This window comes from Pseudomonas sp. C321 (assembly GCF_055407105.1).
Window position 1 is genome coordinate 543,860 of the sequence record NZ_JBUZRB010000003.1, and the last position, 19,605, is coordinate 563,464.

Annotated in this window: 19 protein-coding genes; 12 read left to right on the plus strand and 7 right to left on the minus strand. The window is 61.1% G+C overall.

Annotated features, from left to right (window positions below):
* Position 1: 1 nt before the first annotated feature.
* Positions 2-1,147, minus strand: a complete 1,146-nt coding sequence (locus tag ACZRJ6_RS12090) for an efflux RND transporter periplasmic adaptor subunit (protein ID WP_463968287.1) — start codon at positions 1,145-1,147, stop codon at positions 2-4.
* Positions 1,148-1,412: 265 nt separating this feature from the next.
* Between ACZRJ6_RS12090 and emhR the strand changes: the two genes are divergently transcribed.
* A complete protein-coding gene (gene emhR, locus ACZRJ6_RS12095; RefSeq protein ID WP_463968288.1) occupies positions 1,413-2,045 on the plus strand; it encodes an efflux system transcriptional repressor EmhR in 633 nt (210 codons plus the stop codon).
* 274 nt (positions 2,046-2,319) lie between these two features.
* Here the strand turns inward: emhR and ACZRJ6_RS12100 are convergent, their stop codons facing one another.
* From ACZRJ6_RS12100 to ACZRJ6_RS12110, 3 genes are read right to left on the minus strand one after another with little or no spacing between them, the layout of a single operon-like run.
* Complete coding sequence (locus tag ACZRJ6_RS12100) at positions 2,320-3,375, minus strand: alkene reductase (RefSeq protein ID WP_463968289.1); 1,056 nt, start codon at positions 3,373-3,375, stop codon at positions 2,320-2,322.
* Positions 3,376-3,399: 24 nt separating this feature from the next.
* Positions 3,400-4,566, minus strand: coding sequence for an MFS transporter (locus tag ACZRJ6_RS12105; protein ID WP_463968290.1), 1,167 nt, complete (start codon positions 4,564-4,566; stop codon positions 3,400-3,402).
* Positions 4,567-4,578: 12 nt separating this feature from the next.
* Complete coding sequence (locus ACZRJ6_RS12110) at positions 4,579-4,893, minus strand: ArsR/SmtB family transcription factor (protein WP_133099323.1); 315 nt, start codon at positions 4,891-4,893, stop codon at positions 4,579-4,581.
* Positions 4,894-5,047: 154 nt separating this feature from the next.
* On the opposite strand from ACZRJ6_RS12110, the gene ACZRJ6_RS12115 reads away from it, so the two are divergent.
* The gene (locus ACZRJ6_RS12115) at positions 5,048-5,623 is read left to right on the plus strand and encodes an acyl carrier protein phosphodiesterase (RefSeq protein WP_463968291.1); all 576 of its coding nucleotides are present in this window, start codon (positions 5,048-5,050) and stop codon (positions 5,621-5,623) included.
* On the opposite strand, the gene ACZRJ6_RS12120 is transcribed toward ACZRJ6_RS12115, so the two are convergent.
* Complete coding sequence (locus ACZRJ6_RS12120; protein WP_463968292.1) at positions 5,620-6,414, minus strand: lysophospholipid acyltransferase family protein; 795 nt, start codon at positions 6,412-6,414, stop codon at positions 5,620-5,622. The two genes, ACZRJ6_RS12115 and ACZRJ6_RS12120, sit on opposite strands and share 4 nt — an antisense overlap.
* The gene (olsB, locus tag ACZRJ6_RS12125; protein ID WP_463968293.1) at positions 6,414-7,169 is read right to left on the minus strand and encodes an L-ornithine N(alpha)-acyltransferase; all 756 of its coding nucleotides are present in this window, start codon (positions 7,167-7,169) and stop codon (positions 6,414-6,416) included. Before olsB ends, ACZRJ6_RS12120 begins: the two co-directional genes overlap by 1 nt.
* A gap of 290 nt (positions 7,170-7,459) precedes the next feature.
* Between olsB and ACZRJ6_RS12130 the strand changes: the two genes are divergently transcribed.
* The 8 genes from ACZRJ6_RS12130 (at position 7,460) to ACZRJ6_RS12165 (ending at position 15,634) form a co-directional block, all read left to right on the plus strand.
* Positions 7,460-8,551, plus strand: coding sequence for a serine hydrolase domain-containing protein (locus tag ACZRJ6_RS12130; RefSeq protein ID WP_463968294.1), 1,092 nt, complete (start codon positions 7,460-7,462; stop codon positions 8,549-8,551).
* Positions 8,548-8,862, plus strand: coding sequence for an amidase (locus tag ACZRJ6_RS12135; protein ID WP_463968295.1), 315 nt, complete (start codon positions 8,548-8,550; stop codon positions 8,860-8,862). The genes ACZRJ6_RS12130 and ACZRJ6_RS12135 overlap by 4 nt, the downstream gene beginning before the upstream one ends.
* Before the next feature lie 129 nt (positions 8,863-8,991).
* Positions 8,992-10,167, plus strand: coding sequence for a M20 aminoacylase family protein (locus ACZRJ6_RS12140; protein WP_463968296.1), 1,176 nt, complete (start codon positions 8,992-8,994; stop codon positions 10,165-10,167).
* 57 nt (positions 10,168-10,224) lie between these two features.
* Positions 10,225-11,535: a citrate-proton symporter gene (locus ACZRJ6_RS12145; protein WP_463968297.1), complete on the plus strand. Its 1,311-nt coding sequence runs from the start codon at positions 10,225-10,227 to the stop codon at positions 11,533-11,535.
* Positions 11,532-12,980, plus strand: coding sequence for an amidase (locus ACZRJ6_RS12150; RefSeq protein ID WP_463968298.1), 1,449 nt, complete (start codon positions 11,532-11,534; stop codon positions 12,978-12,980). The genes ACZRJ6_RS12145 and ACZRJ6_RS12150 overlap by 4 nt, the downstream gene beginning before the upstream one ends.
* Positions 12,981-13,043: 63 nt before the next feature.
* The gene (locus tag ACZRJ6_RS12155; RefSeq protein WP_463968299.1) at positions 13,044-13,817 is read left to right on the plus strand and encodes an IclR family transcriptional regulator; all 774 of its coding nucleotides are present in this window, start codon (positions 13,044-13,046) and stop codon (positions 13,815-13,817) included.
* 67 nt (positions 13,818-13,884) lie between these two features.
* Positions 13,885-14,475 (plus strand): YceI family protein, encoded by a 591-nt coding sequence (locus ACZRJ6_RS12160; RefSeq protein ID WP_463968300.1) that lies wholly within the window; start codon positions 13,885-13,887, stop codon positions 14,473-14,475.
* Position 14,476: 1 nt separating this feature from the next.
* On the plus strand, positions 14,477-15,634 hold the full coding sequence (locus ACZRJ6_RS12165; RefSeq protein WP_463968301.1) for a phospholipase D-like domain-containing protein: 1,158 nt from the start codon (positions 14,477-14,479) through the stop codon (positions 15,632-15,634).
* Positions 15,635-15,714: 80 nt separating this feature from the next.
* Here the strand turns inward: ACZRJ6_RS12165 and bglX are convergent, their stop codons facing one another.
* On the minus strand, positions 15,715-18,006 hold the full coding sequence (gene bglX, locus ACZRJ6_RS12170; protein ID WP_463968302.1) for a beta-glucosidase BglX: 2,292 nt from the start codon (positions 18,004-18,006) through the stop codon (positions 15,715-15,717).
* Between the two features lie 243 nt (positions 18,007-18,249).
* Between bglX and ACZRJ6_RS12175 the strand changes: the two genes are divergently transcribed.
* Both ACZRJ6_RS12175 and ACZRJ6_RS12180 read left to right on the plus strand, forming a co-directional pair.
* Positions 18,250-18,858: a LemA family protein gene (locus ACZRJ6_RS12175; protein ID WP_463968303.1), complete on the plus strand. Its 609-nt coding sequence runs from the start codon at positions 18,250-18,252 to the stop codon at positions 18,856-18,858.
* Between the two features lie 21 nt (positions 18,859-18,879).
* A complete protein-coding gene (locus ACZRJ6_RS12180) occupies positions 18,880-19,602 on the plus strand; it encodes a TPM domain-containing protein (RefSeq protein ID WP_463968304.1) in 723 nt (240 codons plus the stop codon).
* The last annotated feature ends 3 nt before the right edge of the window (positions 19,603-19,605 follow it).

Below are 19,605 nucleotides of genomic sequence, written 5' to 3' on the forward strand. Positions count from 1 at the left end.
ATTACTCCCCTTTGCCAGCAGCGGCAGCAGGAGCAGCAGTACCGGCGGCCGTGGCGTTTTTGGCGTCCGTGACCTTGACCTCGATGCCCGGCTTGATGAACTGCAAGCCTTCGGTGATCACGCGGTCACCGGCATTCAAGCCTTTTTCCACCAGCCAGTAGGCGCCGGCGGTACGGTTGGCGACCAGTACACGCTGTTCGACCTTATTGTCCTGGTTGACCACCAACGCGGTCGGGATGCCCCGCAGGTCACGGGTCACGCCTTGCTGTGGTGCCAGGATGGCCTTGCTGTTCACACCGGCCTGCAGTTGTGCGTGGACAAACATGCCCGGCAGCAGGGTGTGGTCAGGGTTGGGGAACACTGCGCGCAGGGTCACGGAACCGGTGCTTTCGTCCACCGAGACTTCGGAGAACTCCAGCTTGCCTTCCAGGCCGTAGTTACTGCCGTCTTCCAGGGTCAACTTGACCTTGGCGGCGTTGTCACCGGCTTTCTCCAACTGACCGCTTTCCATGTCGCGACGCAGTTTCAGCAGCTCGGTGGAAGATTGCGTGACGTCGACGTAGATCGGGTCCAGTTGCTGGATCACTGCCATGGCGTCAGTCTGGCCGTTGCTGACCAGTGCGCCTTCGGTGACCGAAGAACGACCGATACGCCCGGAGATCGGGGCAAATACCTTGGTGTAGCGCACGTTGATCTGGGCCGATTGCAGGCTGGCTTCCGATTGCATGCGGTTGGAAACGGCAGTGTCGTACTCCTGGCGGCTGACCGCCTGCTCGTTGACCAATAGCTTGTAGCGGTCGGCAATCGATTTGGTCTGCGACAGGCTGGCCTGGGCGCTTTTGAGGGTGGCCTCATAGACCGACGGATCGATCTGATAGAGCTGCTGGCCTTCCTTGACGTCGCCGCCTTCCTTGAACAGACGCTTGAGAATGATGCCGTTGACCTGAGGCCGAACTTCCGCGATGCGGTAAGCCGTGGTGCGGCCCGGTAGTTCGGACGTCAGGGTGAAGGCTTGCGGTTGAATAGTGACCACGCCGACCTGAGGGGTTTGAGCGGGTGGAGCCGCCTCTTCCTTTTTACATCCGCTGAGCAGCGATGCCAGGGCGACGGCAGTGACCAGGGCGGTAACAGCTGGCTTAAGTTGCATGAAGATCCTCGGGTCAGGTACGCAGGATGCGCACAAGAAGTGTGGAAGGGTAAAAAACAGGCACTGAGTGGATAAGTAGCTTGCTACGCAATATACTTACGTTCATGGTTGTTTGTAAACTCTTGACAGGTTTCCCGGATTCGTCACAACTCTCCGTTGAAAGCCTCGATTCTAGTACGTTCGGCACCCATGACGGTGTTGTCCCATAATTATTCAGATGGTCGTTGTCGACCACCCCAAGTGTCCTGATTGAGGTTTTACTGCCATGGTTCGTCGTACCAAAGAGGAAGCTCAGGAAACGCGCAGCCAGATACTTGAGGCCGCCGAGCAGGCTTTTTACGAGCGCGGGGTTGCGCGAACCACGCTGGCGGATATCGCGGCGCTGGCAGGTGTGACGCGTGGTGCCATCTACTGGCACTTTAGCAACAAGGCCGACCTGGTGCAGGCGATGCTCAATACCCTGCATGAGCCGCTGGATGAAATGGCCAGGGCCAGCGAGAGCGAGGATGAAGTTGACCCGCTGGGCTGTATGCGCAAGTTGTTGATTCATCTGTTCCATCAAGTGGCCCTGGACCCGAAGACCCGGCGCATTAATGAGATTTTGTTTCATAAGTGCGAATTCACCGATGAAATGTGTGATCTGCGCCGTCAGCGTCAGACGGCCAGCCTGGAGTGCAACCTGCGCATCGGCCTGGCCCTGCGTAACGCGGTCCATCGCGGGCAACTTCCGGAGAATCTCGACACCGTACGCGCCGCGGTGTGCATGCATGCCTATATCGACGGAATCCTTGGCCAGTGGCTGCTGGTGCCTGACAGCTTTCAGTTGCACCAGGAGGCAGAGCGTTGGGTCGACATCGCGTTGGACATGCTGCGTTTGAGCCCTAGCCTGCGCGATTAAGACAAAATGCGTAATTGCGTCTAGTTGTGTCAACAGTAAAGACCAAGGAAGGTCAATCGTCTCTTTGCCTGATTTTGTGGAGTGACTTTATATATGGGCTGGCGCAGGGTTGATAGGCAGTCGACTAAGTATTTTGTAGCGATATTGTTGCAAGGCTGTGAAGGAATGTTTCCCGCCGTTCTGTGAGCGAGCTTGCTCGTGAAGGTCGTTAACGATAACGGACGTGCAAAAAAGCCCCGGCTCTCACAAGCCGGGGCTTTTGCGCTTTAGCGGATCAGAGCGCCAAAGTCGGGTAGTCGATGTAACCGACCGGGCCCTTGGCGTAGAAGGTTTCCGGGTGCGCTTCGTTCAGCGGTGCATTAGCCTTCAGGCGAGCCGGCAGGTCCGGGTTGGCGATGAACGGTACACCGAAAGCCACCGCATCCGCTTTGCCTGAGGCCAGCCAGGCATTGGCGCTGTCCTTGGTGAAGCGTTCGTTGGCGATGTACGGGCCGCCGAACGCTGCTTTCAGTTGTGGGCCCAGGCTGTCGCCGGCTTCTTTTTCACGGGAGCAGATAAATGCGATGCCGCGTTTGCCCAGTTCCTTCGCCACGTAGGTGAAGGTCTGCGACAGGTTCTCGTCGCCCATATCATGGGAATCGGCACGCGGTGCCAAGTGCACCCCCACACGGCCGGCGCCCCAGACTTCAATCACGGCGTCAGTCACTTCCAGCATCAGCCGTGCACGGTTTTCCAGGGAGCCGCCGTAGTTGTCGGTGCGCTGGTTGGTGCTGCTTTGCAGGAACTGGTCGAGCAGGTAGCCGTTGGCGCCGTGGACTTCCACGCCGTCAAAACCAGCAGCCTTGGCGTTTTCGGCACCGACGCGATAGGCGTCGACGATATCGGCAATTTCAGCGGTTTCCAGAGCGCGTGGCGTCGGGTAATCGGCCAGCGGACGCACCAGGCTGACGTGACCTTCTGGCTTGATCGCACTCGGTGCGACCGGTGTTTCACCGTTCAGGTACGACTCGTGGGAGATCCGGCCAACGTGCCAAAGTTGCAGGAAGATCTTGCCACCTGCGCCGTGAACGGCCTTGGTGATGTTGGACCAGCCGCGAACCTGGTCGTTGGACCAGATGCCCGGCGTGTCCGGGTAACCCACGCCCATCGGCGTCACCGAGGTGGCTTCGCTGAGGATCAGCCCGGCGGAGGCCCGTTGTACGTAGTATTCAGCCATCAGCGCATTGGGAACGCGGCCTTCATCGGCACGGCAGCGGGTCAGTGGCGCCATGATGATGCGGTTGGACAGTTCCAGGTCGCCCAGTTTGATTGGATCGAAAATAGTCGTCATGGGATACACCCTTCTCTTTAGTGATCAGTTGGTAGCAGGGGCCAGGTCGGCATCGCCGCCCTGACGAAAAGTAATCAGCGTTACCAGCAGCGCCAGCACCGCGAGGGCGGCTGCGGCCAAGGGCACGCTGGGCAGGCCAAAGCCATGGGCGATGACGCTGCCGCCGACCCAGGCGCCGAGGGCGTTGCCGATGTTGAAAGCGCCGATGTTCAGGGTCGACACCAGGTTTGGCGCGGCCTTGCCGAAGGTCACCACGTTGATCTGCAGCGCCGGCACGGCGGCAAACGAAGCGGTGGCCCAGAGGAACAGGGTGATTTCAGTCGGGATCAACGCGACGCTGGTCCAGGTCAGTACGGTGGAGATCACCGCCATGCTGATGAACACGCCGATCAGGGTGGCTGCCAGGCGCTTGTCCGCCAGCTTGCCGCCGATGATGTTGCCCACGGTCAGTCCCAGGCCAATCAGCAGCAGGGTCCAGGTCACGCCTTTGGGCGAAACCCCGGTGACATCACCCAGCAACGGTGCGACGTAGGTAAAGAGGGTGAACATTGACGCTGAAAACAGCGCGGTCATGGTCAGGGACAACCAGATGCCAGCGCCCTTGAGGGCCTTGAGTTCAGCACGCATGTCGAGTTTTTCCTCGTCACGCTTGGCCGGCAGAAAGCGGATCAGACCGATCAGCGCGATCACACCAATTACCGTCACGGCGAAGAAGGTCGAGCGCCAGCCGGCTTCCTGGCCCAGTGCGGTACCCAGCGGCACGCCGAGGACGTTGGCCAGGGTCAGGCCGGTGAACATCAGGGCCACGGCCGAGGCACGTTTGTTGGCTGGCACCAGGTTGGCCGCTACTACAGAACCGATACCAAAGAAGGCACCGTGGCACAGTGCGGTCACGACACGGGCAAACATCAGCACGTTGTAATCGCTGGCCAGGGCGCAGAGCAGGTTGCCGATGATGAAAATGCCCATTAACGCTACCAGCGCGGCCTTGCGTGGCAACTTGGCAGTAGCCAGTGCCATGAAAGGTGCGCCGATGGCCACGCCCAAGGCGTAACCGGTCACCAGCCAGCCGGCGCCGGGAATCGACACACCCAAGTCGGCCGCTACATCAGGCAGCAGGCCCATGATGACGAACTCGGTGGTGCCAATGGCAAAGGCGCTTAAGGCCAGTATGAGTAGCGAGAGAGGCATTGTCGGGTCCTGTTACAGCGGGGGGCTGAGTTCTTCGGTGATGGCTTGGATGACGGCTTGAATCACGTCTTCATTGCGTCGGAAAAAGTGCCACTGGCCGGCTTTCTGGCTGGAGATCAGTCCTGCCCGTTGCAGGGTGGCCAGGTGCGCCGAGACGGTGGACTGCGAGAGGCCGCAACGCTGGTCGATTTGCCCGGCGCAAATGCCGTACTCGTGGTTGTGCAGTTGTTCGGGGAATTGCACTTTCGGGTCTTTCAGCCAGTTGAGAATGTCTCGTCGTACTGGGTGCGCCAGGGCTTTTATTATTTCGTCGAGGTCAATGGACATGGCAGTGCTCGGGTTTTGTAAAACGTTATATCGCGATGAGGCGAACTTTAAATCGTTATATCCCGATATACAAATATGTTTTTGGTCTTACTGAAGATCAAATCGATATATCGGGTTATAACGATGCGTTGATGGCAGTGCTAAACTGCTCGGCATGAATTATCTCGCACATCTGCACCTTGGCGGCCAACTTCCTGCGCAACTGCTGGGCAGCCTCTATGGCGACTTCGTCAAAGGGCGCCTGCAAGGCCAGTTCAGCCCGCAAATCGAGTCGGCCATTGCACTGCATCGCAGCATTGACCGGTTTACCGACAGTCATCCGCGGATAGGGGCGGCGCTGTCACGCTTCAGCCAGACCCGGCGACGCTATGCCGGTATCGTCCTCGACGTGTTTTTCGATCACTGCCTGGCGCGGGATTGGGCGTTGTACGCCGATCAACCCCTGGAGCACTTTACCACCGAGGTTTACCGGGTACTGGCCGCCGAGCCGCAATTGCCGGAGCGACTGGCGCAAATTGCACCGTATATGGCGGCGGATGACTGGTTGGGCTCCTACCGCGAATTTGCGGTGATGGAGCAGGTGCTGCGGGGGATTTCCCGGCGCCTGACACGGCCCGAGGAACTGGGCCATGCCATGCAGGAATTACGGCTGTTGTATGAGCCGTTGAGTGAGGACTTCCGGGTGTTTTATCCCCAGTTGCAGGTGTTTGCCGCAGAGCACACTGTTTAGGCGGCGACCAATTCCCCCGCTCGCCGTGGTTTGGCCGGTTGTACCACCTCGCCAAACAACACCTTCTGCACCGCCTGCTGCGCCTGGAACGCCAGCGCCGCCCGTTCCTGACCGGCACAGGCAATCGGCTTGAGCAGATGAATTTCCACATCGCCCTGGTCATTGCCGAACAGGCGTATCAGGTGCGACAGCAAATCATCGTCGCCAATAAAGGGGGCGAGTGGATCGATCTGCCCATCGCGCAGATAACGAATCGCCACTGGCTGAAGTGCCACGTCGGCATCAATGGCACTGGCCAGCAGCCGCCCATGAAAGGTGCGCAGGGCGCGGCCGTCGGTGGTGGTGCCTTCCGGGAACATCAGCAGCGGGTGCCTTTGCTCCAGATGCCGGGTCATTTGTTTGCGGACCAACTGGCTGTCGCCTGAACCACGGCGGATAAACAGGCTGCCCGCTTTTGCCGCCAGCCAACCAGCCACCGGCCAGGTGCGCACTTCGGCCTTGGACAGGAACGACAGCGGCGCCACCATGCCCAGCAAAGGAATGTCGGTCCAGGACACATGGTTGCTGACCCACAACATTGGCTGTTGCGGCAACTCACCCTGAATGGTGACACGAAAGGGCAGGGCATTACCCAGCCGCGCCATGAAAAACCGCGACCAGCGCTGACGCCGGACCATGGAATTGGCCACCCCCAGGCGCTCGAACAGGCCAAACACGCTGGCCATCGTCAAACCCAGCGCCACCACCAGCAGCACGCGGGCAATCCGCCCGTACACCCGAAGCCGGCCCATCACATGGCGGCCTTGAAGTGACGGGCATAACGCGGGCACAACTCGTCGCGCTTGAGCAGGATAAATACGTCGGCCACCTGGAAATCCTCGTCCCAGCACGGTTCGCCGCAAATCTTCGCTCCCAGGCGCATATAAGCCTTGAGCAATGGCGGCATTTCAGCGATGACGTTGGACGGCAAGTCCATTGTTGGCAGCGGTTTTTTCGGCTCGGCCCGCAGGTGTTCGTTGCACAGATAGCGCTCGCGCAGGCGCTGCATGATTGCGTGGGCCTGGATGCCGCCGTCTTGCATCGGAATGCTCGCGCAGCCCATCAGGTAGCTGTAGCCGCCCTGGTTGAGGACTTCGGCCAACTCGCCCCAGAGCACGGCGATGGTGCCGCCGTTGCGATAGGCCGGGTCGACACACGTGCGACCGATTTCCAGGATCGGCCCCTGCAAGTGGCGCAGGCCGTGGAGGCTGAACTCTTCTTCACTGTAGAACCGGCCCAAGGTGCTGGCGGCCTGGTGATCCAGCAGGCGAGTAGTGGCCACCAGTCGACCGCTGTTCAAGTCCCGCACGCCGATGTGGCTGCAGTGAACATCATAGTCATCCATGTCCAGACCCAGTTCAGCGCCTTTGAGCTTGGCATTGAACTCGCCGCTGAACACGTTGAAACGCAAGGCCTGGGCTTCCTGCAACGCCTGGGCGCCGATCAGGCGTTCGGCTTGCAGACGGCGTTCATTGCCGGTGTCGCTGATGCGGGCGATCTGAGTCATGGCGAGTCTCCAGGTGCCGGCCAGGGTTGCGGCCAGTCGACTTTGTTGTGCAAAGTCAGGCTATGTAACCCCGGTGTCATCTCCATGAAGTTACGGTGACGCTTAGATGACAGGGCTCTGGCCACGATTCTGATGGGGGGCTGCTGGGAGCATTGGTATCTATGTGACTGAGTACATGTCCATTACCGCAGCAACGGATACACACACGGTCCCCCCACCTGGCCTGACGCAAAACCGTCATTTACCTCAGCTAGGCTCGCGGGTTCGAATGCCCCCCTGAGTCCCCGTCCATGTTCAAAGGCCTGTTGTGCGCCGCCCTGTTGTTCGCCGTCACGGCTCACGCCGAAACCTGGCCTATCAAAGACTGGTCCCAAGGCCCACAACTCACCGGCCCTGCCACCCGGGCCCTCGACGACTACGCTTTCCCTCCCCGTGACGACACCACCCGCAAGGGCATCCGCACCGACGCACTGCTGGTCATTCGTGACGGTGAAGTAATCTACGAACGTTACGCCGCGCCCACCACGACAACGACCCCGCACCTGACCTGGTCCATCAGCAAAAGCCTGATGGCCACAGTGCTGGGCGTGGCCTATGGCGAGAATCGCTTCAAATTGACCGACCCGGCCGCGCGTTTTTACCCGCCGATGAAACAGCATCCGGCTGTGACCATGGCCGACCTGCTGCACTGGGCCTCGGGCCTGGATTGGCAGGAAGACTATGAGTACGCACCGCTGAAATCCTCGGTGGTTGCGATGCTCTACACCCGCGGCCGCGCCGACATGGCGACGTTCACCGCCGACACCGGTACCTTCAGCGCGCCGGGTCAGGCCTTCCGTTACTCCAGCGGTGATAGCAACCTGCTGTCCGCCGCATTAAAAGGCATGCTCGGCCACAAGGCCTATGTCGATTACCCGTGGACCGCGCTGTTCGATCCCTTGGGCATCCGCAACGCCACTTGGGAAAGCGACGCCGACGAAACCTTTGTCGCCTCGTCCTACGCCTACCTCACCGCACGGGACCTGGCGCGGATCGGTCTGTTGATGGCGCGCGGCGGCCGTTGGCGTGAACGCCAGTTGCTGCCCCAGGAATGGCTAGCCTTCAACCGCCAGCCCTTTGACAAGTACACGCCCGGCCAGGACGAGGCGGTCCCCGGCGGTCACTGGTGGCTCAATCGCGAAGTCCAGGGCGCCGCGAGGCCTTGGCCGGATGCACCCGCCGATACCTTCGCGGCCCTGGGTCACTGGGGACAGGCGCTGTACGTGATGCCCGACGAACACCTGGTGATCGTGCGCTACGGTGATGACCGCGACGGCAGCTATCGCCATAACGAATTGCTCAAACGTGTGCTCGCCGCCGTGGCCCAACAGGTGCAACCATGATTCGCCGTCGTCCGTTCAGCAGCCTGATGATCGTGCTCATGCTGGCCCTGTTGGGCTGGGTTTGGCACGAACGGGCCAACCTGCAAGCCTTCCCGGACATCATCGCGGCCTACACCGCCAAGGAGTACTGCTCCTGCCGTTATGTGCAAGGCAACCCGGCCGAGTATTGCCAGGGTTATGTAAAGCAATACGTGCCCACCAGCGCCTTCGTCGACAACACCGAAAAGCGCTTGGTCATCGTCAGCGGACTGGGCCGAACCCACAGCGCCCAATGGCTGGACAAACGCCAGGGTTGCCGACTGACACCCTGATGTTCCACAGGGTGGAACCACCTTTGATTGTCCTCGCGTGCCCATCGCGGTTATCTGACGGTGTGCCACGAACGCGCTGCTGCGCGCCGCGAAAAAGAACGGGAACACCCGCCTGCGAGGAGAATCACCATGAGCCCACACCAGCACATTCTGGATTGGCTGAGCGATGTCGCCAGCGACCTGCACGCCGTGCGCCAGGACATCCACGCGCACCCCGAATTGGGCTTTGAAGAAAACCGCACCTCGGCCCTCGTAGCGCAATCCCTTAGAGACTGGGGTTTTGATGTCCACACTGGCATCGGCCAGACCGGCGTAGTCGGTGTGCTGCGCAACGGCAGCAGTTCGCGAAAACTGGGGATTCGCGCCGACATGGATGCGCTGCCGATCATCGAAAATACCGGCGTCGCCTACAGCAGCCAACACAGCGGTTGCATGCACGCCTGCGGTCATGACGGCCATACCGCCATGCTGCTGGGCGCCGCTCGTTACCTGGCCGCGACCCGTCAGTTCGACGGCACCCTGAACCTGATTTTCCAGCCCGCCGAAGAAGGCCAGGGCGGCGCCGAAGCGATGCTCGCCGACGGTTTGCTGGAGCGTTTTCCCTGCGATGCGCTGTTCGGCATGCACAATATGCCGGGCCTGCCCGCCGGCCATCTGGGCCTGCGGGTCGGGCCGATGATGGCGTCCCAGGACCTGCTGACCGTGACCCTCGAAGGTGTCGGCGGCCATGGCTCCATGCCGCACCTGACGGTAGACCCGCTGGTGGCGGCGGCCAGTATGGTCATGGCCCTGCAGACGGTGGTGTCGCGCAATATCAATGCCCAGGAAGCCGCAGTGGTAACGGTTGGCGCCTTGCAAGCGGGCCAGGCAGCCAACGTGATTCCCCAGCAAGCGGTGCTGCGCCTGAGCCTGCGGGCCCTTAACGCGCCGGTGCGCGAGCAAATGCTGGAGCGGGTCAAGGCGATCATCCTGACCCAGGCCGCCAGTTTTGGCTGTACTGCACAGATCGAACACCGCCCGGCCTACCCGGTGCTGGTCAACCACCCCGCGGAAACTGAATTCGCCCGCCAGGTCGGCGTCGCCTTGCTCGGCGAAGCCGCCGTCGACGCCAATACCCCCAAACTGATGGGCAGCGAAGACTTTGCCTGGATGCTGCAACGCTGCCCCGGCAGTTACCTGTTTATCGGCAACGGCGTGTCGCGGCCGATGGTTCACAACCCAGCCTATGACTTCAACGACGACATCCTGCTGACAGGCGCCGCCTACTGGGGCGCGCTGGCCGAGAGCTGGCTCAAGCCTGCCTGACGAAACATTTTTTTCTGCCGCTGGACCTTTCCCCAACAGGTTGAATGGAGTGTTCTCATGCAGACTTCAATAAAAAGTGTGTCCCGTACCCGGCAAGTGGTCGCGGCGGTGATCGGCAACGCTCTGGAATGGTACGACTTCATCGTCTACGGCTTTCTGGCCAGCATCATCGCTCGGCAGTTTTTCCCCTCTGGCGATGAATACGCGTCGTTATTGATGGCCCTGGCCACCTTCGGCGTCGGCTTTTTCATGCGCCCGGTGGGTGGGGTTCTGCTGGGCATGTATTCGGACCGCAAAGGTCGCAAGGCGGCGATGCAACTGATCATCCGCCTGATGACGGTGTCCATCGCGTTGATTGCCTTTGCGCCCAACTACGCCGCTATCGGCATGGGCGCGCCGCTGCTGATCGTCGTGGCGCGCATGCTCCAGGGTTTTGCCACGGGCGGCGAATATGCCAGTGCCACGGCGTTCCTGGTGGAAAGCGCACCGGCCCATCGCAAGGGTTTGTATGGCTCCTGGCAGTTGGTGGGGCAGTGCATGGCAGTGTTTGGCGGCGCGGCGATGGTGGCGCTGGTCACCCACTTCTTTTCTCCCGAAGCCCTCGACCTGTGGGGCTGGCGCTTGCCATTCATTTTTGGTCTGCTGATTGGTCCGGTGGGCTTGTGGATTCGCCGGCACATGGAAGACCCCGAAGAATTTATCGAGGCGCGCAAACAGGCCCGAGGCCCGGCGCCGACGCTGATGCAAGTCATCCGCGATCACCGGCGCAGCATTCTGGTGTCCATGGGCCTGGCGTGCGGGGCGACGGTGTCGTTCTACGTGGTACTGGTGAACATGCCGACGTTTGCCCACAAGAACCTTGGCTTGCCGCTGGATCAGGTGCTGATGGTGCAGATGTTCGCTGTGGCGCTGATGACCGTGGTCATTCCGCTGTCCGGCCTGCTCTCGGATCGGCTCGGACGTCGACCGGTATTGATGGCCTTCACCCTGGCGTTTTTTGTGATGGTCTATCCGCTGTATGTATGGGTCGCGGCGGCGCCGTCCATCGAGCGGTTGCTGGTGATGCAGGTGATGCTGTGCACGGCCATTGGCGGCTTTTTCGGCCCGGCGCCGACGGCCCTGGCCGAGCAGTTTCCTATTGAAGTGCGTTCCACCGGTGTGTCGGTGGCCTACAACGTGGCCGTGATGGTGTTTGGTGGCTTTGCGCCGCTGATCGTGACTTGGCTAAGCAAGGTCCTGGGCACTCCGGTGGCACCGGCGTTTTATGTGCTGTTCGCTTGCGTCCTGACACTGCTGGGCACTTACTGCATGCATGAGGCGCCACGGGCTTCGAGACCGGTGCCATTATCCAGCGAGGTCAAACCTTGAGTCCTGAGATTGTTGAACTGGATGCTGTGCAACTGTCACGGGCGATCCATGCCCGACAAGTGTCCTGCCATGAAGTGATGCAAGCGTACCTGGCGCAGATCGAACGCTTCAATCCTGCGGTCAATGCGCTGGTTTCATTGCGTTCCCACGAGGGTGTGCTGGCCGAGGCGCAGGCCTGTGACCGGGAGCTGGACAAGGGCCAATCCCGTGGCTGGATGCACGGCATGCCCCAGGCGATCAAGGACCTGGCGGCCACCAAGGGCTTGCGCACCACCCTCGGCTCGCCGCTGTTTGCCGACCAAGTACCCACTGAAGATGCGATCAGCGTGGCGCGGGTGCGGGCCAGCGGCGCGATCATTATCGGCAAGACCAATGTTCCGGAATTCGGCCTGGGTTCGCAGACCTACAACACGCTGTTCGGCACCACTGGCAACGCCTACGACCCGACGCTTGTGGCGGGTGGCAGCAGCGGCGGGGCAGCAGTCGCCCTGGCGCTGCGCATGCTGCCGGTGGCCGATGGCAGCGACATGATGGGATCGCTGCGCAACCCGGCGGCGTTCAATAACGTGTTTGGTTTGCGCCCATCCCAGGGCCGCGTGCCCCATGGGCCGGCGCCAGAGTTGTTTGTCCAGCAACTGGCCACTGAAGGCCCGATGGGCCGCAGCGTGGCGGACGTGGCGCAGTTGTTGATCACCCAGGCGGGCTACGACCCTCGGGTGCCGCTGTCCCTCAAGGATGATCCGGCAATATTTGGCCAACCCTTGCAGCGTGACTTCAAGGGTGTGCGCCTGGGCTGGCTGGGGGACTACAACGGCTATTTGCCGATGGAAGACGGCGTGCTGGATTTGTGCGAGTCGTCCCTTGGCGATTTCACTGCACTGGGTTGTGCTGTCGAAAACTGCCAGCCGGATTTTGCGATGGAGCGGTTGTGGCAGACCTGGCTGGTGCATCGCCACTGGCTGGTGCAGGGCAGCCTGGGCGCCGCTTATGCTGATCCGCAAAAGCGTCGTTTGCTCAAGCCCGAAGCGCAATGGGAAGTAGAGGGCGGCCTGCTCCTGAGTGCGGCGCAGGTGTACCAGGCGTCGGTCAATCGCAGCGACTGGTACCGCGCCCTCGGCAAATTGTTCGACCGTTACGACTTTCTGCTGTTGCCCACCGCCCAAGTGTTCCCTTTCGATGCACAACAACCTTGGCCGCGCATCGTTGGCGGGCGTGAAATGGACACCTATCACCGCTGGATGGAGGTGGTGATCGGCCCGACCCTGGCCGGTCTGCCGAGCATGAGCGTGCCGGTGGGGTTCAACCCCCGGGGCCTGCCCATGGGCCTGCAAATCATCGGCCCCGCCCAGGCAGATCGGGCGGTATTGCAGCTGGCTTATGCCCATGAACAGCTGACGCATTGGGTGCAACGGCGTCCTCCAGCCTGCCTGGTCTCGACCGGCTGAGTCGCAGTGGGCCTGTATCTTGCTGTGAAAAAAGATCATCCGCAGGCTAAAGGAGATCGACCTATGGGCAGCAACGCCGACACGGGCACCGTGCGTTCAGTGGAGCGGGCGCTGGCAATCATCGAATTGCTTGGCGAGCATCAGGCGCTGGGGCTGGAAGAGTTGCATTACCTGACCCACCTGCCCAAGGCCACGGTGTCGCGGATGTTGCTGACCTTGCAGGAACAGGGCTGGATTTTCCGTGGCTTGAGCGACCGGCGTTATCGCTTGAGTGCCCAGCGTTTGTTTGGTGATACCCAGCAACGCTTCAAGCGCCACCTGGTGGAAAGCGCGGCGCCCTGGCTGCTGGATCTCAGCGAGCGCACCGGGCTGGTGGTGGACTTGTCTAGCTTCGATGGCGAGCGCCTGGAGGTGATGGAAAGCGCGATCCCCACGGTGTTGCGCAAGCTCTATCCGAACAACTGCCAGATCGTTGGCCAGCATGCCAGCCTGTTTCACTCGGCGATGGGCAAGGCGTGTCTGGCGCAACTGTCACACGATGAAGTGCAGCGCCTGGCTGGCCGTGATCAGGTGGCGGCGGATGAGCAGTACCGCGCTTGCGAGCAATCCCAGCATCAGGGCTTTGGCCAGCGCACCGAAGGTCATTGGGAATACCCGGTGCGCCTGCCGTTCCTGATTCGCGCCGTGGCCTTGCCGGTGCGCGCCGATGGCCGGCTGGTGGGCAGCATGGCGCTGCACTGGCCGATGCACCAGGCGCCGGTGGAGCGGGTGTTGAGTTTGCACCTGGCCAGCCTGGCATCGACGGTTCGGAATGTGCAGCAGGCGCTCTGTCTGTAGGAGCAAGCTCGCTCCTACACGGGGTCTTTGCTACTGTTCGCTCAGGTTTTTCGCCCCACGAGTCTTTATGTCCAACACGGCCCTGTTCAAACCCTTCGCCTTCTTGCTGCTGGCCGGTGCCGCTGTGCCTGCCCACGCCGACTGGTACCTGGACAACGAATCCTCACGTCTGTCGTTTGTCACCACCAAGAATACCAACATTGCTGAAGTCCACCGCTTCCTGGTGCTGCACGGCAAGGTCGACAGCAACGGCGCGGCGCAGCTTGAGGTTGAGTTGGAGTCGGTCAACAGCGGCATTCCCCTGCGTGACGAGCGCATGCGCAATGAGTTGTTCGAGATCAAGACCTTTCCCGACGCGCTGATCAGCGCCCAGATCAATCTGCAACCGATCAACGACCTGGCCGCCGGCGCGCAACTGGAACTGCGCCTGCCACTGTCGGTGACGTTGCACGGCAAGACCCAGACCTACGACAGCGAACTGCTGGCGACCCGCCTCGATGACCGGCGTTTCCAGGTGGTGACCCTGGAACCGCTGGTGCTCCACGCCGAAGATTTCGACCTGCTGCCAGGGGTAGCCGCCTTGCGTAAAGCGGCTGGCCTGGAAGCGATCAGCCTGTCGGTGCCGGTGGGTGCGGTGCTGATTTTCACGGCGCGCTGACATGAGCGGCGCGGTGTTCCCCTGGCGCAGCGCCAACCGTTTCGAGTTGTTGATCGACGGCCCCAATTTTTTCCCGCAGATGCTGGTGGGTATTGCCCGCGCCGAACAACAGGTGGAGCTGGAGCTGTACCTGGTGGAGGCGGGAGCTTGCGCCGAGGCCATGGTCCAGGCACTGGTCCAGGCAGCAGAACGCGGCGTACGAGTGCGTTGCCTGTTCGATGATTACGGCAGCCTGGCGTTTACCCTTAGCCTGCGTCGGCGCTTGATCGATGCCGGTGTAGAGCTGCGTTTCTACAATCGCCTGAGTTGGCGCCGTTGGGTGCGCAACTTCTACCGCGATCACCGCAAATTGCTGTTGATCGACCAGACCATCGCCGTCGTTGGCGGTACGGGTGTGACCGACGAATTTTGGACGCCGGGGCAAGATACCTGCGACTGGCACGAGGTGATGGTGCAAATCACCGGCCCCCTGGTGCTGGACTGGCAGGCGTTGTTCGACCGGCAATGGCTGGCCAACGATGACCGCACCGCCTGGAAGCCTGCGACCAACTTTGGCCTGCCGCGTTTGCCCAAGGTGCCGGCCACCGGGGATGGTCTGGGCCGGGTGGCTTACGCTGACGCCCGTCAACATCGCGATATCCTGCAATCGTTAATCCGCGCGCTGAACAGCGGCCAGCAGCGCATCTGGCTGGCCACGCCGTACTTCCTGCCCACCTGGAGCGTGCGTCGTTCCCTGCGCCGAGCGGCGGGGCGTGGTGTCGATGTGCGTTTACTGCTCACCGGGCCGCGTACCGATCACCCGTCGGTGCGCTACGCCGGGCACCGTTACTACCCGCGTCTGCTCAGGTCTGGGGTGAAGATCTTCGAATACCAGCCGTGCTTCCTACACCTGAAGATGGTGCTGGTGGATGACTGGGTGAGTATCGGCTCGTGTAACTTTGATCACTGGAACCTGCGCTTCAACCTGGAAGCCAACCTGGAAGCGCTGGACCCTGCGTTGACGCTGGCGGTGGCGGGCAGTTTCGAGCGCGACTTTGCCCAGAGCCAGGCGGTGAGCCTGGAGGCATGGAAGGCGCGGCCGTTATGGCGACGGGTCAAGCAGCGGGTGTGGGGTTGGATTGACCGGTTGGTGGTCAATTTGCTGGATCGAAGAGGCTAAGAAACTGTTGTAGTGATGTGCTCCCTTGTGGCGAGCGGGCAAGCCCGCCCGCCACAAGGGAACACATCACTTTTTCTCTGTTAGAGCAATTCAAAGCTCTGTTGCTTCACATCCTGCGAGTCCAGCCCGATCTGCACATTGAACTCGCCCGGTTCTGCGGCGAATTTCAGCTGGGTGTTGTAGAACTTCAAGTCTTCCTCGGTGATGGTGAAGTGCACAACGCGTTCTTCCCCAGCCTTGAGCATGATCTTCTGGAAGTTCTTCAACTCCTTGATCGGGCGAATCATCGAGCCGGCCACATCCCGGATATACAACTGCACCACGGTTTCGCCATCCACCTTGCCGGTGTTTTGCACCGTCACGCTGGCGTCGAGCTTGCCGGTCTTGTTCAGGGTGGTGGACGACAGCGCCATGTCCGACAGGCTGAAGTTGGTGTAGCTCAGGCCATAACCGAACGGGAACAGCGGCCCGGTGGTGTCATCGAAGTACTGCGAGGTGTAGTTGCCCGGTTTGCCCGGCGTAAACGGCCGACCAATGCTCAGGTGGTTGTAGTAGGTGGGAATCTGCCCTACCGAGCGCGGGAAGGTGATTGGCAGCTTGCCCGACGGGTTGTAGTCGCCGAACAGCACGTCGGCAATGGCGTTACCGCCTTCGGTACCGGCGAACCAGGTTTCCAGGATCGCGTCAGCCTGTTGGTTCTCTTCGAGAATCGACAGCGGACGGCCATTCATCAGCACCAATACCAGCGGTTTGCCGGTGGCTTTCAAGGCCTTGATCAGGTCCCGCTGGCTTTGCGGGATGTTCAGGTCGGTGCGGCTGGACGATTCGTGGGACATGCCACGGGACTCGCCCACGGCCGCAACGACAACGTCAGCCTGCTTGGCGGCCTTGACCGCTTCGTCGATCATCACCTGCGCCGAGCGCGGGTCGTCCACCACTTCCGGGGCGTCGAAGTTGAGGAAGTTCAGGTAGTCGACCACCGCTTTGTCAGCAGTGATGTTGGCGCCTCGGGCGTAGATCACCTTGCCTTTTTCGCCGATGACGGCGTTCATGCCGTCCAGCAGTGTCACCGATTGCGCGGGTTTGCCGGCGGCGGCCCAACTGCCCATCATGTCGATCGGCGCCTTGGCCAGCGGGCCCACTAGGGCGATGGTGGCGGATTTTTTCAGCGGCAGGGTGTCGTTCTGATTTTTCAGCAACACCAGGCTGCGGCGGGCTACGTCACGGGCTTCGGCGCGGTGCAGACGGCTTTCAGCGTAGGTGTCGACCGGGTCATCCTCGGCCTTGCCGATACGCAGGTACGGGTCGGCGAACAGGCCCATGTCGTACTTGGCGCCGAGCACTTCGCGCACAGCGTTGTCGATGTCGCTTTGTTCGATCTCGCCGGACTTCAGCAAAACGGGCAATTCCTTGCCGTAGAGCTGGTCGTTCATGCTCATGTGGATACCAGCCTTGATCGCCAGTTTGGCCGCTTCGCGACCGTCTTTCGCCACGCCGTGCTTGATCAGTTCGAAGATGGCGCCGTGATCGCTCACGGCCAGGCCCTTGAAGCCCCACTCCTTGCGCAGCAGGTCGTTCATCAACCAGGTGTTGGCGGTGGCGGGCACGCCGTTGATGGAGTTCAGGGCCACCATCACGCTGCCGGCACCGGCCTTGATCGCTGCGTGGTAGGGCGGCAGGTAATCCTGGTACATCTTCACCGGGCTCATGTCGACCACGTTGTAGTCGCGACCGCCTTCCACCGCGCCGTACAGGGCGAAGTGCTTGACGCTGGCCATGATGCTGTCGGCCTTGGCGGCACTGGTGCCCTGGAAGGCCTTGACCATCACCTCGGCAATGCGCGACACCAGGTAGGTGTCTTCGCCAAAACCTTCGGAAGTGCGGCCCCAGCGCGGGTCGCGGGAGATGTCGACCATCGGCGCGAAGGTGATGTCGAGGCTGTCGGCGGCGGCTTCCTGGGCAGCAACGCGCCCGGAGCGGCCAATAGCGTCCATGTCCCAGCTGGAAGCGAGGGCCAGGCTGATGGGGAAAATGGTCCGGTGGCCGTGGATCACGTCATAGGCGAAGAACATCGGGATCTTCAAGCGGCTGCGCATGGCTGCGTCCTGCATCGGACGGTTTTCCGGACGGGTGATCGAATTGAAAGTGCCACCGATGTTGCCCGCGGCGATTTCCTTGCGAATCATTTCCCGAGGCATTTCCGGGCCGATGCTGATCAGGCGCAACTGGCCGATCTTTTCATCGAGGGTCATCTGTTTCATCAGGTCGCTGACGAAGGCGTCCTTGTCCTTGAGCGCAGCGGGCTTTGTCTCGGCAAATACGGGGTGACTGGCTAGAGTGGCAACAAGGCCGAGCAAACACAGCTTCTTCATGGATATCCTTTTTTTGACTCGCTGTGCAGAGCTGACTGGGAGCGCTGCTCGGCCAAAATGTGGGGAGCGTCTATTGTTGTTCGGGTGTTGTTCAGATAAATGCAGCACACTTCTGAACTCTTATACGCGCTGGGCATCTTTTAGCTGATTGGCTCGATGCAATCCAGTGGTGGCGGATTATGCCCCAAGCGCGTGATGAAAGGGTTAGTCGTCAAATTCCATAGGGTCGGCAGGAGAAACACCATGCAAGCAGCACAAGGTTTTCGATGGGGCTGGAAAGCCGCGGTATTGCTACTGATCAGCACGGTGCTGAGCGGTTGCGGCATCAACAAGATTCCCACTCTTGACGAACAGGCCAAGGCTGCCTGGGCCCAGGTGCAGAACCAGTATCAACGGCGCGCTGACCTGATCCCCAACCTGGTGGCAGTGGTCAAGGGCTACGCCGCCCATGAGCAGGACACCCTCACTGCCGTGATTGAAGCGCGTGCCAAGGCCACCTCGATCCAGGTCGATGCCAGCACCCTCGACAACCCGGAAAAACTCAAGCAGTTCCAGCAAGCCCAGGATGGTTTGAGCGGCGCCCTCAGCCGTTTGATGGTGGTGTCCGAGCGTTATCCGGACCTGAAGGCCAACCAGAACTTCCTGGCCCTGCAATCGCAGCTTGAAGGCACGGAAAACCGTATCAGCGTGGCCCGTCGCGACTTTATTGCTGCTGTGCAGGCCTACAACACCGAGATCCGTACCTTCCCCGGTCGCCTGTGGCACAGCGTTATGTACAGCGACTTGCCGATTCGCGCGAACTTCGAAGCTACCAGTGCCGATGCCGATAAAGCGCCGCAAGTGAAGTTCTGATCAGGCTTCAATGAGGTGTAGATGCGTGTACTAAGGATAGGCCTGGCGCTGTGGCTCCTGGCATGTGTGACCACCGCCCAGGCGGCGCTGACGTTTCCGGCGCTGACCGGGCGGGTGGTGGACAGCGCCCAGATGATCGACCCGGCGGTGCGCGAGCAACTGACCCAGCAATTGCAGGCGCTGGAGCAAACCAGCGGCGACCAGATCGTGGTCGTCACGGTGCCCGATCTGCAAGGCGTGCCTATTGAAGACTACGGTTATCAATTGGGCCGCCACTGGGGCATTGGCCAGAAGGGCAAGGACAACGGCGCGCTGTTGATCGTTGCCCGGGATGAGCGCCAGTTGCGCATCGAAGTCGGCTACGGCCTGGAAGGCGTGCTCACCGATGCGCAGTCCTGGGTAATCATCAATCAGGTGATTGCTCCGGCGTTCAAGACCGGCAACTTCAGCAAGGGCATCAGTGACGGTGTCGCGGCAATGCTGCAGGTGGTGGGCGGCGACCCGCTGGCTGTGCCGGCCCATGTGGCGGACGCCAACTTTGCCAAGGACAATCCGGTGTTCTCCATCGGCTTGTTCATTATGCTGCTGGTGGTGTTGTGGCTGTGCAATCGCATGGGGCTGCCGGTAGGCGCGATCCTGCTGGCGATCCTTAGCAGCAGTGGACGTGGCGGCGGTGGCGGCGGCGGAGGGTTCCGAGGCGGCGGCGGTGGTTTCGGCGGTGGCGGGGCCTCGGGCGGCTGGTAATGA